General features: G+C 73.4%; 15 protein-coding genes. 9 read left to right on the forward strand and 6 right to left on the reverse strand.

Annotation, left to right across the window (positions count from 1 at the left end; translation table 11 throughout):
• From GTW40_RS06035 to GTW40_RS06045, 3 genes are all read right to left on the reverse strand, one after another.
• A partial coding sequence (locus GTW40_RS06035) for a reverse transcriptase-like protein (protein WP_161179113.1) occupies positions 1–566 on the reverse strand: 566 nt, incomplete at its 3' end.
• Between the two features lie 42 nt (positions 567–608).
• A complete protein-coding gene (locus GTW40_RS06040; protein ID WP_202485461.1) occupies positions 609–1,352 on the reverse strand; it encodes a C4-type zinc ribbon domain-containing protein in 744 nt (247 codons plus the stop codon).
• Positions 1,349–2,215 carry a Nif3-like dinuclear metal center hexameric protein gene (locus tag GTW40_RS06045; RefSeq protein ID WP_161179114.1) on the reverse strand — a complete coding sequence of 289 codons (867 nt, stop codon included), beginning with the start codon at positions 2,213–2,215 and terminating at the stop codon, positions 1,349–1,351. Before GTW40_RS06045 ends, GTW40_RS06040 begins: the two co-directional genes overlap by 4 nt.
• Positions 2,216–2,413: 198 nt before the next feature.
• Here GTW40_RS06045 and GTW40_RS06050 point away from each other — a divergent pair, with 198 nt between their 5' ends.
• From GTW40_RS06050 to GTW40_RS06085, 8 genes are all read left to right on the forward strand, one after another.
• Positions 2,414–3,616 (forward strand): hypothetical protein, encoded by a 1,203-nt coding sequence (locus GTW40_RS06050; protein WP_161179115.1) that lies wholly within the window; start codon positions 2,414–2,416, stop codon positions 3,614–3,616.
• A gap of 103 nt (positions 3,617–3,719) precedes the next feature.
• Complete coding sequence (locus GTW40_RS06055) at positions 3,720–3,914, forward strand: hypothetical protein (RefSeq protein WP_161179116.1); 195 nt, start codon at positions 3,720–3,722, stop codon at positions 3,912–3,914.
• A 289-nt stretch (positions 3,915–4,203) separates the two neighbouring features.
• Entirely contained in the window at positions 4,204–5,472 is a 1,269-nt protein-coding gene (locus GTW40_RS06060) for a sensor histidine kinase (protein ID WP_202485459.1), read from the forward strand.
• 40 nt (positions 5,473–5,512) lie between these two features.
• Positions 5,513–6,124, forward strand: coding sequence for a response regulator transcription factor (locus GTW40_RS06065; RefSeq protein WP_161179117.1), 612 nt, complete (start codon positions 5,513–5,515; stop codon positions 6,122–6,124).
• A 137-nt stretch (positions 6,125–6,261) separates the two neighbouring features.
• The gene (locus GTW40_RS06070; RefSeq protein WP_161179118.1) at positions 6,262–8,007 is read left to right on the forward strand and encodes an MFS transporter; all 1,746 of its coding nucleotides are present in this window, start codon (positions 6,262–6,264) and stop codon (positions 8,005–8,007) included.
• 101 nt (positions 8,008–8,108) lie between these two features.
• Positions 8,109–8,756: a class I SAM-dependent methyltransferase gene (locus GTW40_RS06075; RefSeq protein ID WP_161179119.1), complete on the forward strand. Its 648-nt coding sequence runs from the start codon at positions 8,109–8,111 to the stop codon at positions 8,754–8,756.
• A 57-nt stretch (positions 8,757–8,813) separates the two neighbouring features.
• On the forward strand, positions 8,814–9,722 hold the full coding sequence (locus tag GTW40_RS06080; RefSeq protein ID WP_161179120.1) for an N-acetylmuramoyl-L-alanine amidase: 909 nt from the start codon (positions 8,814–8,816) through the stop codon (positions 9,720–9,722).
• Between the two features lie 83 nt (positions 9,723–9,805).
• Positions 9,806–10,600, forward strand: a complete 795-nt coding sequence (locus tag GTW40_RS06085) for a DUF5336 domain-containing protein (RefSeq protein WP_161179121.1) — start codon at positions 9,806–9,808, stop codon at positions 10,598–10,600.
• 82 nt (positions 10,601–10,682) lie between these two features.
• On the opposite strand, the gene GTW40_RS06090 is transcribed toward GTW40_RS06085, so the two are convergent.
• Positions 10,683–11,228 carry a hypothetical protein gene (locus tag GTW40_RS06090; RefSeq protein ID WP_161179122.1) on the reverse strand — a complete coding sequence of 182 codons (546 nt, stop codon included), beginning with the start codon at positions 11,226–11,228 and terminating at the stop codon, positions 10,683–10,685.
• Positions 11,229–11,399: 171 nt separating this feature from the next.
• Here GTW40_RS06090 and GTW40_RS06095 point away from each other — a divergent pair, with 171 nt between their 5' ends.
• Positions 11,400–11,690, forward strand: a complete 291-nt coding sequence (locus GTW40_RS06095) for a hypothetical protein (protein WP_026248484.1) — start codon at positions 11,400–11,402, stop codon at positions 11,688–11,690.
• A gap of 231 nt (positions 11,691–11,921) precedes the next feature.
• On the opposite strand, the gene GTW40_RS06100 is transcribed toward GTW40_RS06095, so the two are convergent.
• Positions 11,922–12,992, reverse strand: coding sequence for a prenyltransferase/squalene oxidase repeat-containing protein (locus tag GTW40_RS06100; RefSeq protein WP_161179123.1), 1,071 nt, complete (start codon positions 12,990–12,992; stop codon positions 11,922–11,924).
• Positions 12,989–13,729 carry a class I SAM-dependent methyltransferase gene (locus tag GTW40_RS06105; protein ID WP_161179124.1) on the reverse strand — a complete coding sequence of 247 codons (741 nt, stop codon included), beginning with the start codon at positions 13,727–13,729 and terminating at the stop codon, positions 12,989–12,991. Before GTW40_RS06105 ends, GTW40_RS06100 begins: the two co-directional genes overlap by 4 nt.
• Between the last annotated feature and the right edge of the window lie 119 nt (positions 13,730–13,848).

A 13,848-nucleotide genomic window follows, 5' to 3' on the forward strand; every position in this document is an offset into this window, starting at 1 on the left:
GGCGCACCCGGCGCCTCCGGCACGGCAGCCCCGCGCACCCCACCCCGCAACGCCTCCCGAGCCCGAGCCGCCCCCGCGACCGCGTCCCCCGGCGGACCCGAAGGCTCGACGACCACAGGCGGCGTCGGCCGGGAACCCGACGGAGTCCACCGCTCACCCCGAGCCCCCGCGTCCATCGCCTCGTTGGCCAGACGGTCCGCGTGCTTGTTCTCGGCCCGGGGCATCCACGTGTACGTCACCCGGCCAGGAGGGAAGATCCGCGCCGCCTCCATCGCCAGCGGCTTCATGTCGGGGTGCTTGATCTTCCAGCGGCCCGACATCTGCTCGACGACGAGCTTGGAGTCCATGCGGACGCTGACGCGGGCGTCGGGGTCCAGGGCGTGGGCGGCGTGGAGACCGGCGACGAGACCGCGGTACTCGGCGACGTTGTTGGTGGCGGTGCCGAGGTACTCGGCGGCCTCGGCAAGGGTCTCCCCCGTCGAGGCGTCGCGGACGACGGCGCCGTACCCGGCAGGCCCGGGGTTCCCCCGCGACCCCCCGTCCGCCTCAACGATGAACTCACGCACCGCGCACTCCCGCCACCGCGCCCGCCGCCCGGAGCGAAGGGCCTACAGGCCCGACTCGGAGGTGCGCACGAGGATGCGCGCGCAGTTCTCGCAGCGGACGATCTTGTCCGGCGCCGCCGCGCGGATCTCGCTCAGCTCGGTGATGGCCAGCTCCTGGCGGCAGCCCTGGCAGGTGCGGGCGTACAGCTTGGCCGCGCCGACGCCGCCGCCCTGGACGCGCAGGCGGTCGTACAGCTTGAGCAGGTCCGCCGGGACGGACGCGGAGACGACCTCGCGCTCCTTGGTGACCGAGGCGGATTCGCCGTCGATCTCCTGGAAGGCGGCGTCGCGGCGCGCGATGGCGTCGTCGGTCTTGGCCTGGACGGAGGCGACCCGCTCGGTCAGCTCGGCGACCCGGGCCTGCGCGGACTCGCGGCGCTCCATGACCTCAAGGACGATCTCCTCCAGGTCGCCCTGGCGCTTGGCGAGCGAGGTGATCTCGTGCTGGAGGCTGGAGAGGTCCTTCGGCGAGGTGACCGCGCCGGAGTCCAGGCGCTGCTGGTCGCGGGTGGCGCGCTGGCGCACCTGGTCCACGTCCTGCTCGGCCTTGGTCTGCTCGCGGGCGCAGTCGCTCTCCTCGGTCTGCGCGGCCACCAGAAGGTCGCGCAGCTGGGTGAGGTCCTTGCCCAGCGTCTCGATCTCGGCGTGCTCGGGCAGCGACCTGCGCTTGTGCGCGAGCTGCTGGAGGCGGGCGTCCAGGGCCTGGACGTCGAGAAGGCGGATCTGGTCGGCGGGCGCGGCGTTCAGTTGGGGGCTCCCAGGGGACTCGTGGTGGTGATGGACGCCGCGTGGGCGGTCCAGGGGTCGGTGACCGTCTTGGAGACGTGGACCCGGAGGCCCCAGCCGTGACGGTCGGAGATCTGGTCGACCTGGGCTGCGGCCAGCTCGCACCAGGGCCACTCGGTGGCCCAGTGCGCCGCGTCGAGCAGCGCGAGCGGTCGGTGGGCGACGGACGCCTCGAACTCGGATGCCGGGTGGTGGCGCAGGTCGGCGGTGAGGAACGCGTCCACTCCGGCCGCGCGCACCTGGTCGAAGAGGCTGTCGCCCGAGCCGCCGCTGACGGCGACCCGGTGGACGACGGCCTCGGGGTCGCCCGCGACCCGGATGCCCTGCTGTGTGGCGGGCAGCCGCGCCGCGGCGCGGGCGGCCAGCTCGCGGACGGTCAGCGGGTGGTCCAGCTCGCAGATCCGGCCCAGGCCCCGGCGGCCCTCCGGATCGGTGGGGTCGGGGACGAGGGGTCCTACGACACGGAGGTCGAGGGCACCGGCAAGGGCGTCGGAGACGCCGGGGTCGGCGGTGTCGGCGTTGGTGTGGGCGACATGCAGCGCCACGTCGTTCTTGATGAGCGTGTGCACGACCCGGCCCTTGAAGGTGTCCGCCGCGACCGTGGTGGTCCCGCGCAGATAGAGCGGGTGGTGGGTGACCAGAAGTCCGGCACCCAGCTTCACGGCCTCCTCGACGACCTCCTGGACGGGGTCGACGGCGAACAGGACCCGGTCGACCTCCTGGTCGGGGTCGCCCGCAACCGTGCCGACCGCGTCCCAGGACTCGGCCCGCTCCGGGGGCCACAGGGTCTCCAGCGCGGCGATGACTTCAGACAGACGGGGCACGTGCCAAGGCTACCTGGCCGTTCCGGAAGGCCGTACCGGTCGGGCGTGCGTACTCCCCCCGTACCCACCCGGGCAGCACATGGGCCGCTCTTCCTCAGAGGAATCGCTTCTGCGCCACCCGTATGTGTGAAGCCTGGCTCCGTCGGCCCCCCGCCTGTGCGTACGAAAACTAGCTTCGTCGCCGGAGGTGACCGAACGATGACGGCCTGTGCGATCGAAACCACGTCGGCCGGCGCGGACGACGGTGATCCGGAGAATCCGGAGACCCGGGGTACGCGTCCGGCAGTACCAGGAGCGCCCGGGGTGCCCGTGCCGCCGTACGCCATCACGGCGGACGGTGCGTACGCGGCCCGCCTCGCGGCGGCCGGGGAGTCCTGGTTCCCCGAGCGCTGGACGCTGGACGGCCCGGAGCCGTACGCGGTCCCGCTGCCCGGGAACCAGCCGGAGGAGCCCGGCACCCAGGTGCAGCCGATGGGCGACGGGCGGGTGCTGATCCACCGCCTGGTGGACCAGCGGCACGCCTTCTCCCTGCTGTACCCGACCGGCCCCGGCACCGGTGAGCTGCCGCTCGGCGCGGTCGAGTGCCCCGAGCCGGACACCCGGCTCACGCTGCTGCCCCCGGCCCCCTGCGGCACCCGCGCCTACGCCCTCGCGGTCGGCGCGCGGTCCACGGCGGTGTGGCTGGTGGCGGGCGGCCCCGCCGGACCCGAGCGGCTGGCGGAGCTGCCGGGCCGCTGCTCGGGCGGGGTGTGGCTGGACACCGAGGGGCGGATGCTCGCGGTGGACCGGGAGCTGGGCGGGCGTACGAAGACCGTGGTGGTGGACCTCGGACGCGGGGGCGCCGTCTCGCCACTGCTCCAGATCGCCCCGGACAGCGACGACCGGCTGCTGCTCGCCGATCCGGACAGCGGCCTGCTGGTGATCGCCTCGGACGCGCCCTCGCCGGGGGAGGAACGATTGGGCTGGGGCGTCCTAGGCAGCACCCTGCCGGTCCGTTTCCCCTCGTCGCTGCGGCTGCCGGACTGCGCGGTGACGCCGTTCGCGATCCAGCCCGGCCAGGTGCTGATGCCGGAGAGCTGCGCGGTCGCGCTGCGCGTCGACGGCCCGCTGGGCACCTGGGTGGGCACCTGGCGTCCGGCCGAGCGCCGGGTGCGTCACCTTCCGGCCCCGGAGGGCTGGCTCGCGGGGGCGGGGCTGTGGACGCCGGAGGGCGTGCTGCGGCTGCCGTACGCGACGGTGGAGACCCCGTGCGGGGTGGCGGAGCTGGCGGTGGGGGGACCGGTCCCGGCGGCGGAGGGGGCCGATGGTCAGCCGGAGGGGGCTCCTGAGGAAACGGAGGCGGCCCGACCGGTTCCCCTGCAAAAGGCTCCCCTCGCCTCCTCATCGGTGGCCAACTCGTAACCAAATGGCACCGATCGGCGTGGCCGCCTGGTTTCGCCCCCTGCCGTGCCGGTTAGACTCGCCCGGCCGAAAAAAGATCATGTTGACGGGGTGAACACTTCCGATGACCGAGACCAGTACGACGCAGGCGCCGTCGCCGGCCACGGACTCCGCTTGGCCGCGGCCGCACCTGGACGCCGCCGAGCCGGACGGCCACGGCAGGCACCGGGGCCAGGTGGCCCCCCAGGACGGCGAGGCGGCCCCGCGCGGCCGCCACCGCCGGCCGGGCGCGGGGGCCGAGGGGTCGACGCAGTCCTGACCAGGTCACGAGGGCGGGGGTACGCACGCGTACCCCCGCCCTTCGTCGTACCCGGGCCCCGCGAGGCGGTGACATTTGTCCCGCCCTCCCCCGGTACCCGCGTACCGGCACACTCCATACGCCCGCCTCTGCCGCGCGACCGGCCCCCGCTTCTACCGTCGTAGGCATGACAGTGACGCGGGGCACCGGATCGGACCGATACGGACAGAGGCGCTCATTTCTTACCCTGTACCGTCGCCCCGGCGAACGGACGGGCGAGGCAGCGGCGGGAAACACGGGGAACACGGACATGTCATGGTGGGCGCGGGCGCGGCGCGGGCTGCGCGCGGCGGGTGCGGCGCGGCGGCAGTGGAAGGCCGACATGGCGCGGGCCAAGGCCGCGCAGAAGGCGGCGCACGCGCGGGGTGAGACCCCGGCGGAGGAACGCCTGGGCCCGCCGCCCACCGGGTTCGCGCTGCTGCCCTGGCTGCTGCTCGGCCTCGGCTCCTTCTCCAACCTGCTCCAGGGCGACGCCTCGAACCCGCTGATCGGCGGCCTGGGCCTGCTCACCTTCAACTCGATCTACATCTACGTCACCTTCCGCGCCTTCGACCGCGCCAAGCGCGAGGCGGTCTCCACCCGGATCGCGCTGGCGCTGATGGGCCTGCTGACCACCGCGCTGGCGCTCGGCTACGGCGGAAGCTGGCTGATGTTCTTCCCGCTGTTCGGCCTCGCCACCGGCGCCACCCTGCGCGGCCGGCTCCTCGGCCGGGTGGGGGTGCCGCTCGCGGCGTACGCGGCGGTGCTCGCCGGGGTCAGCGGCGACTGGTCGCAGGCGCCGAGCATCGGGTACGGCACCTTCCTGTCCTGCATGGTGACGGCCGCGATCCTGAGCCTGTCCGAGGCCGTACGACAGTTGCGCGCGGCGCGCGAGGAGCTGGCCCGGCAGGCGGTGGAGAAGGAGCGGCTGCGCTTCTCGCGCGACCTGCACGATCTGCTCGGGCACACGCTCTCGGTGATCGTGGTGAAGTCGGAGGCGGCCCGGCGCCTGGCCGGGCGGGACCTGGACGCGGCGCTCGCGCAGATCGGGGACATCGAGTCGGTCGGACGGCAGGCGCTGACCGAGATCCGCGAGGCGGTGACCGGTTACCGGGAGGGCAGCCTGGCCACCGAGCTGACCCGGGCCCGCTCGGCGCTGGCGGCGACGAGCGTGGAGCCGGTCGTACGGCAGTCGGGCGCGCCGCTCGCCCCGCAGACCGAGGCGCTGCTCGGCTGGGTGGTGCGCGAGGCGGTGACCAACGTGGTCCGGCACAGCGACGCGGGCCGCTGCGAGATCACGGTCGAGAGCGCCGCCGAGCGGGTCCGGCTCACCGTGACGGACGACGGCACGGGCACCCCGGTCCCCCGCCAGGCCGAGGGCATCGGCGGCACCGGTCTGAAGGGGCTGACCGAACGCCTCGCGGCGGCGGGCGGCACCCTCACGGCGGGCCCGGCGCCCCAGGGCGGCTTCACGGTGACGGCGGAACTGCCGGTGGAACCGGCGGACCCGTGCGCGGTGGCTTCACTGGCGGAGCGCTGAGCCCCCTCGCCACCGCACTGATCACCACTACGCTGACCCGGTGACGAACATCCGCGTACTGCTCGCCGAGGACCAGGGCATGATGCGCGGCGCCCTCGCGCTTCTGCTCGGCCTGGAGGACGACATCGAGGTGGTCGCGCAGGTCGGGACCGGGGACGCGATCGTCCCGGCCGCGCTGGAACACCGTCCGGACGTGGCCCTGCTCGACATCGAACTGCCCGGGATGAGCGGCCTCGACGCGGCGGCGGAGCTGCGGAAGCAGGTCCCCGGCTGCCGGGTGCTGATCCTGACCACCTTCGGCAGGCCCGGCTATCTGCGCCGGGCCATGGAGGCGGGCGCGGCGGGCTTCCTGGTGAAGGACGGCCCGGTGGAGGAGCTGGCGCAGGTGGTACGGCGGGTGCTGGCCGGGGAGACGGTGGTCGACCCGGCGCTGGCGGCGGCCGCGCTGAGCGCGGGACCGAATCCGCTGACGGCCCGCGAGCGCGAGGCGCTGCGGGCGGCGGTGGACGGGGCGACGGTGGCCGACATCGCCGTACGGCTCCATCTGTCCGAGTCGACGGTGCGCAACTATCTCTCCGCCGCCATCGGCAAGACCGGCACCCGCAACCGCGCGGAGGCGGTGCGGGAGGCACGGCAGCAGGGCTGGCTGTAGCCGGGGCGACGTCTGACTCCGGATCAGTAACCCATGGATCGGTCAAGGATTCATTAGAGGCCCGAAGCAACGGAATAGTTGCCCGTGCATACGACGTTGCTCCCGGTGATTCACTCACGCGGGAGGAACCTCACTCAATGCCCCACACGACCGATCGCCCCACCCCGAGGGCCGGCGGAGCCCTGGTCCCGGTGCTCGCCTTCGCGGGCATCGTGGTCGCGGTGATGCAGACCCTGCTCGTGCCGGTCATCAAGGACCTGCCGCAGCTGCTCGGCACCGAGCCGAGCAACGCCACCTGGGTACTGACCTCGACCCTGCTCTCCGGCGCCGTGGCCACCCCGATCATGGGCCGCCTCGGCGACCTCTACGGCAAGCGCCGGATGCTGGTCCTGAGCCTCGCCGTGATGGTGGCGGGCGCCCTGGTCAGCGCGCTGACCAGCCAGCTCATCGTCATGATCGTCGGCCGTACGCTCCAGGGCTTCGCCATGGGCGCGATCCCGCTCGGCATCGGCCTGATGCGGGACATGCTGCCGCGCGAGAAGCTCGGCTCGGCCATGGCCCTGATGAGCTCCTCGATCGGCGTCGGCGGCGGTCTCGCGCTGCCCGCCGCCGCCCTGGTGGCCCAGCACACCGACTGGCACGTCCTGTTCTACGGCGCGGCGGGCCTCGGCGTGCTCGCCATCGCCCTCACCCTGCTCGTCGTACCCGAGTCCCCGGCGCGTGCCGAGGGCTCCTTCGACCTGCTCGGCGCGCTCGGCCTGTCCGCGGGTCTGGTGCTGCTCCTGCTGCCGGTCACCAAGGGCAGCGACTGGGGCTGGGCGTCCGGCACCACGCTCGGCCTGTTCGGCGCGGCCGTCGCCGTCCTGCTGCTGTGGGGCGTGTACGAGCTGCGCACCGCGGCGCCGCTGGTCGACCTGCGCACCACCGCCCGCCGCGAGGTGCTGCTCACCAACCTCGCCTCGATCATGGTCGGCGTCAGCTTCTACGTCGTCTCCCTCGTCCTGCCCCAGCTGCTCCAGCTGCCCACCGCCACCGGGTACGGCCTCGGCCAGTCCATGGTGGTCGCGGGCCTGTGCGTGGCCCCGCTGGGCCTGACGATGATGTTCACCGCGCCGGTGTACGCCCGGCTGTCCGCGCGGTACGGCCCGCGGACGACCCTGCTCATCGGCCTGCTGGTCATCGCCGTCGGCTACGCGGGCGGCCTCGGCCTGATGCACGCCGCCTGGCAGACCATCATCACCTCGGTCGTCCTCGGCGCGGGCATCGGCCTCGCCTACTCCTCGCTGCCCGCGCTGATCGTGGGCGCGGTCCCGGCCTCGGAGACGGGTGCGGCCAACGGCCTCAACACGCTGATGCGGTCCATCGGCACCTCCGTCTCCAGCGCGGTCATCGGCATGGTGCTGGCCAACACGGCGCAGCCGATCGGCGGTGGCCTCGCGATCCCGACCATGCACGGCTTCCGGGTCTCCTTCCTGATCGCCACGGCCGCCGTCCTGGTGGGCATCACGCTCGCGTTCTTCCTGCCGCGCACCCCGCGCCCGGCCGAGCGGCACACGCAGCTGCGGGCCAGCAGCGAGGAGGACGCGAACCTGGAGCACGCCCGCGCGGTGCTGCGCGGCTTCACCGGCCGGGTGCTCGACGCCGGGGGCGCCCCGGTCGCGCGGGCCAAGGTCACCCTGATCGACCGCCGGGGCCGCCAGGCCGGGGCCACGCTCTCCGGCCCCGACGGCGGCTACGCCCTCGCGGTCCCGGCCGGGGGCGCCTATGTCCTGGCCGCCAGGGCCGACGGACACGGCCCGCTGGCCTCCTCGGCGACGCACACCGGGGACGAGCTGGCGGTGGAGCTGGACCTGCCACTTCCGGGAGAGACCGTCAGCGCCTGACCTCCCCTGTGAGATCCCCCGCACCGCACCCCCCGCCGGCCTCCGGCGGGGGGTGCGGCAGCATGGGGCGCCTGATCAGCCGTACGACCGGGAGGAACCCCATGTCCGCACCGAAGCCCGAGATCCTGGCCGCGTTCGAGGCGGCGAAGGGCTTCATGCCCGTGGACGAGGGGCTGGCGCTGTACGCGGCCGCCCTGGAGGCGGGGCGGCTCGGGCTGCCGCTCCTTGAGGTGGGCACGTACTGCGGGCGCTCGACGGTGCTGCTCGCGGACGCGGCCCGGCAGAGCGGCACGGTCGCGCTGACCGTCGACCACCACCGGGGCAGCGAGGAGCAGCAGCCGGGCTGGGACTACCACGACCCGGAGACGGTCGACCCCGAGGTGGGCCTGATGGACACGCTGCCCACCTTCCGCCGGACCCTGCACAGGGCCGGTCTGGAGGACCACGTGATCGCCCTGGTCGGCCGGTCCCCGCAGGTCGCCGCCCTGTGGGGGAAGCCGCTCGGCCTGGTCTTCGTGGACGGCGGCCACACCGACGAGCACGCGACCGCCGACTACGAGGGCTGGGCGCCGCATGTCGCCGAGGACGGGCTGCTCGTCGTGCACGACGTGTTCCCGGAGCCCGAGGACGAGTTCACCGGGCAGGCGCCGTACCGGGTGTATCTGCGGGCGCTGGAGTCCGGGGCGTTCACGGAGATCTCGGTGACCGGGTCGCTGCGGGTGCTGCGGCGCACGGGAGCCGGAATCTGACGTTCCGTCAGGTGGGCGGGGTCGGGAGCGGTCCGGCGTTTCGTTAGGGTGGCAGGCGTGTCGTACGCAGGCCCGGAATTCGAACCCCCTACACCCCGCCGCTCCCGGCGCCGTCCGCTGACGGTGACGCTGGCCGCGCTGGTGCCGGTGGCGCTGCTCGGCTGGGCGGCCTACGCGCACCTCGGCCGCCCGGGCGGGGACGCGCACGCGACGGGGACGGCGTCGCCGTCGGTCCCCGCGCCCGGCTTCGGCGACGGCAAGGACGCCTCGCCGTCCGCTTCCGCCCTGCCGCTCAAGGGCAAGGTGGTGGTCATCGACCCCGGGCACAACCCGGGCAACTTCCGGCACACCGCCGAGATCGCGCGCCAGGTGAACGTCGGCAACGGCCACAAGGAGTGCGACACCACGGGGACGGAGACCAACGCCGGTTACCCGGAGGCCAAGTTCACCCTCGACGTGTCCCACCGGGTGCGCGCGCTGCTGGAGAAGCAGGGCGCGACCGTGAAGTTCACCCACGACGAGGACGGCCCGGCCTGGGGACCGTGCGTGGACGAGCGGGCCGGGATCGGCAACAGGGCGCACGCGGACGCGGCGCTCTCCATCCACGCGGACGGCTCGGCGCCGGGCAACCGGGGCTTCCACGTCATCCTGCCCGGCACCGTGCACGCGGGCGGCGCGGACACCCGCCCCATCACCGGCCCCTCCCGCGACCTCGGCAAGCGGGTGGCCGCGGGCTACCGGCACGCGACCGGCGAGCCGTTCTCCAACTACCTGGGCGACGGCACCGGGTTGGTGACCAGGACGGACCTGGGCGGGCTCAACCTGTCCACGGTCCCCAAGGTGTTCATCGAGTGCGGCAACATGCGCGACGCCACCGACGCGGCCGAGCTGACCAGCGCCTCCTGGCGGCAGAAAGCCGCGCAAGGGATCTCTGAGGGAATCGTGAGTTTCCTGCGCGAGTCGTGACCGGCACGTGGAAGAGGCCGGACAGCCGGACAACGCGGACGGTACTGTCTACCGACGACGAGACGACCTACGAAGGACCTGAAGTGAATATCCGCTCCCTCACTAGAGGCGACGGCGTGGTGATCGGAGCAGCGGTGTTGCTGTTCATCGCGTCGTTCTTCGACAACTACGCGTACGACGGGCTGCCAGGCGACGTCGATCTGCCGAACCTCTGGGAGAACGGACCGGTTCTGCTGAGCGTCGTGCTGGCGGGCCTGATCGCGGCCGGGCTCGTCGTCGCGTCCCGCGCCCTGCCGCAGCCGCTCAAGGTCGCCGGTCTCGAACTCGGCTCCTTCGGCGTGGCGTTCGCGGTGTTCGCGGCGTGGAGCGGGCTGGGCAACCTCATCGACCCGGCCGGCGGCCTGGACAACATCGGCACCGCCTCCGAGCGGGGTCCGAGCGCGGGCACGGGTCTGATCCTCGCCTTCGTCGCGACGCTGATCATGGCGGCGGCCGCCGTCGCCACCCCGCTGGTCCCGGCCCTCCAGGGCTCGCTGATCCCGGCCCCCAAGCCGGTCACCCCGCAGCCCTACGGGGCGCAGCCGCCCGCGGGTTACGGCTACCCGGGCGCGCAGCCCCAGCAGCCGTACGCGGCGCAGCCGCCGCAGCAGCAGTACGCGCAGCAGCAGCCCGCGGCGGAGTTCTCGCCGTTCTGGTTCGCGGTGCCGATGACCCGGCCGCTGTTCTCGGAGGACGGCTCCCCGGCCCCGGTGGCCGAACTGGCTCCGGGTACCTGGTACCTGGCGGTCGAGCAGCGCGGCGCCGCACTGGTGGCGCAGACGCAGGACGGACGCCGGGGCGTCCTCCAGGACACGACGGGCATCCAGCGCGGCAGCTAACAGCCCCCGCACGCAAGGCCCCTCACCCCTCACGGGCGGGGGGCCTTCGTCATGTCCGGCTCCGGCGACGGGTGTTGAGCCGCTAGCCGTTGTTGAGGTCGGAGGTGGAGGGCACCTGGTCCTTGACCGGTGCGCCCGCGCTCTGGCCCGCGCCCTTCACCTGACTGATGATCTGGTCGAAGGAACTCGCCGCGTTGGTGTCGCCGTTGCGCAGTTTGGCCGGCAGGTCCTTGAGCGCGCTGATGCCCGCGGTGAGCGGGGCGAGCGCCTTGGCGAGGAGGGGATCGCCCTGGGCGTTCTTCTGGGCGGCCTTGAGCCGGTTGTAGGCGAAGGCCCCGGCGAGACCGGCCTTGACGAGGGCGACCTTGCGGCCGTCGGCGCCCTTCTTGAACGTGCCCGCCTTCCAGGGCTTCACGATCCACTGGTAGGTGGCCCCGGCGGCGAGCCCGGCGTTCGCCACGAAGCGGGTCTTGGCGAACTTCTGCTTCTCGGCGGACGTGCTGGGGCTGGGCGAGGACGCGCTGCTGGACTGCTTGCTGGAGTCGTCCCCGCCGCAGCCGGCGGTACCGGCCATCAACACGCAGGACACCATGAGCGCCACCAACAGGCGCCGTATCGGAACGGGCACGCGGTCCTCCGGACGTATCTCCCCGAGCGGCTGCTTCCATGGGCAGCCTCACCCGCCCCCGGTCCCTCCGCCAGCCGGGCGACGCCGTCCGGGGTCCGGGGCCGGGTCCGTGGGGCGGCCGGTTCGCGCCGGGCCCGGTTTCACGGGGCGCACAGCGGCAATCCGGAGTTCATGTCGAGATATCGCAGAGGCGGGAACGAGGCGGGAACGGTGATCGCCGTGATCGCCGACGTCATGGCCGGAATCATCGGCCTGTGGATTCTGATGTACCTGCTGGACGCCAACCGGGCCAACGACCTGGTGGAGTTCGTCCACGACGCGGCCGCCTGGCTCGCCGGGTGGTCCCACGACCTGTTCACCTTCGACGAGGCATGGGCGCGGGTGGTCTGCGGCTACGGCCTGGCCGCGGTGGTCTACCTCTTCGTGGGCCACGCGATCGCGGGGCGGCTGCACCGGCACTGAGGCCCTGCCGGGCGGCTCGTCGTACGTCGCCCGCGCGGGACGACCACCGCGCCGTGCGCACACTGTTCCCGCGCGGCAGCCGGGCGCGGGCCGTGAGGCCACTCACCCGGCAGTCGAGGAGTCCGGCCTCCCGACGGGCGCCGGACTCCCGCGGGGGCTCCACCGAAGGGGCGGCTTCCGGCGCGGAGTTCGGCTCCGGTGAGGAGGTCTTCGGCCGAGACCGGCGGATGCCTACTCGCAGCAGTCCGGGGTCAGTCCCATCGGGAGGCGTTCGCCGCCGAAGACGGCGCAGGTGGCGTCGTGGCCGCCGAGGGCGGCGACGGCGAGCAGCAGCGAACCGGCGGTCCAGGCGGTGAGTTCGCGGGGCCAGATCGCGTCGTCGTCGAAGACGTACCCGGTCCAGTACAGGCCGCTGTCCGCGTCCCGCAGGTGCTGGACGGACTGGAGGATCTCCAGGGCCCGGTCGGACTCGCCCGTCGCCCAGAGCGCGAGGGCGAGTTCGCAGGACTCGCCGCCGGTCACCCAGGGGTTGGGGACCACACAGCGCACCCCGAGGCCGGGGACGACGAAGCGGTCCCAGCCGGACTCGACGCGCTCCTTGGCCTCGGCGCCGGTGAGGGCGCCGCCGAGGACCGGGTAGTACCAGTCCATCGAGTAGCGGTCCTTGTCGAGGAACCGCTCGGGGTGGCGGCGGATCGCGTGACGCAGCGCGCCGACCGCCAACTCCCAGTCCGGCTGCGGCTCTTCACGCTGCTCGGCGATGGCGAGCGCACAGCGCAGGGCGTGGTGGATCGACGAGCTGCCGGTGAGCAGCGCGTCGCCGGTCGCCGCGCCGTCCGCGTCCACGCGCCAGCCGATCTGGCCGCCGGGCTGCTGGAGCCGGAGCACCCATTCGACCGCCGCGTAGACGACGGGCCACATCCGGTCCAGGAAGGTGTCGTCGCCGGTGGAGAGGTAGTGGTGCCAGACGCCGACGGCTATGTAGGCGACGAAGTTCGACTCCAGCGAGCGGTCGGTGACGTCGTCGTGGGCGCCGTCGGCGTAGGCGGCGTACCAGGAGCCGTCCTCGTTCTGGTGCCGCGCGAGCCACTCGTAGGCGCGCTCGGCGGCCTCGTGCTCGCCCGCCGCGTCGAGTGCCATGGCGGCCTCGGTGTGGTCCCACGGGTCGAGGTGGTGGCCGCGGAACCAGGGGATCGCGCCGTCCTCGCGCTGTACGGCGAGGACGCCGCGGACGGTCGCGGTGGCCTGCTCGGCGGTGAGCACCCCGGGCAGGACGAGGTGGTCGGTCCGGGGCGTGGTCACTCGGCGGCCGCCTCGGCGCGCGGCAGGTGCGGCTTGGTCGCGTACGCCACGAAGCTCTTGCCGATGAGCGGGTTCAGCGCCTGCTCGGCGACCCGCGTGGCCAGCGGCTTCTTCATGATGTCCCAGACGAGGAGCTTGTGGTACGCCTTGACCGGCAGCGCCTTGTCGTTGTCCACGCCGAAGGCGCACTTGAGCCACCAGTAGGGCGAGTGCAGCGCGTGCGCGTGGTGGGTGCCGTAGGGGCGCAGGCCCGCCTCGCGCATCTTGGCGAGGAGTTCGTCGGCCTTGTAGATGCGGATGTGGCCGCCCTCGACCTCGTGGTAGGCGTCGGAGAGGGCCCAGCAGACCTTCTCGGGGCCGTAGCGCGGGACGGTGACGGCGATGCGGCCGCCGGGCTTGAGCACGCGGACCATCTCGGCGAGCACGCCCTTGTCGTCGGGGATGTGCTCCATCACCTCGGAGATGATGACGACGTCGAAGGACTCGTCGGGGAAGGGCAGCGCGAGCGCGTCGCCCTCCATGGCCGTGGCGGTGGCGCCCGCGGGGGCCTCTCCGGCCTCCTTCATCGCGGCGAACCACTTGGCGACCTCGCGGATCTCCTCGCCGTTCTGGTCGAGGGCCACGACCTGCGCGCCGCGCCGGTAGCACTCGAAGGCGTGCCGGCCGGCCCCGCAGCCGAGGTCCAGGACACGGTCGCCCGGGGCGAGCGGGAACCGGGAGAAGTCGACGGTCAGCACGTGGCCCTGCTTTCGGAGGATGCGGAGGGTATGCCCGCGACGGGGGCGGGGGCGGCGGCCGGGAGCGCGGGTCCGCCCGCGGTGCGCGGGGCGGTGCGGACGGCCGTGCGCGGACCGGT

Origin of the sequence: Streptomyces sp. SID4985 (genome assembly GCF_009863025.1) — a bacterium.
Taxonomy (GTDB): Bacteria; Actinomycetota; Actinomycetes; order Streptomycetales; family Streptomycetaceae; genus Streptomyces.

Bases quoted from the DNA above. Each gene is read 5' to 3' on its own strand.
- GTW40_RS06060 (WP_202485459.1), top strand. From the start codon at position 4,204: ATGTCATGGTGGGCGCGGGCGCGGCGCGGGCTGCGCGCGGCGGGTGCG.
- GTW40_RS06075 (WP_161179119.1), top strand. From the start codon at position 8,109: ATGTCCGCACCGAAGCCCGAGATCCTGGCCGCGTTCGAGGCGGCGAAG.
- GTW40_RS06095 (WP_026248484.1), top strand. From the start codon at position 11,400: ATGTCGAGATATCGCAGAGGCGGGAACGAGGCGGGAACGGTGATCGCC.
- GTW40_RS06050 (WP_161179115.1), top strand. From the start codon at position 2,414: ATGACGGCCTGTGCGATCGAAACCACGTCGGCCGGCGCGGACGACGGT.
- GTW40_RS06070 (WP_161179118.1), top strand. From the start codon at position 6,262: ATGCCCCACACGACCGATCGCCCCACCCCGAGGGCCGGCGGAGCCCTG.
- GTW40_RS06055 (WP_161179116.1), top strand. From the start codon at position 3,720: ATGACCGAGACCAGTACGACGCAGGCGCCGTCGCCGGCCACGGACTCC.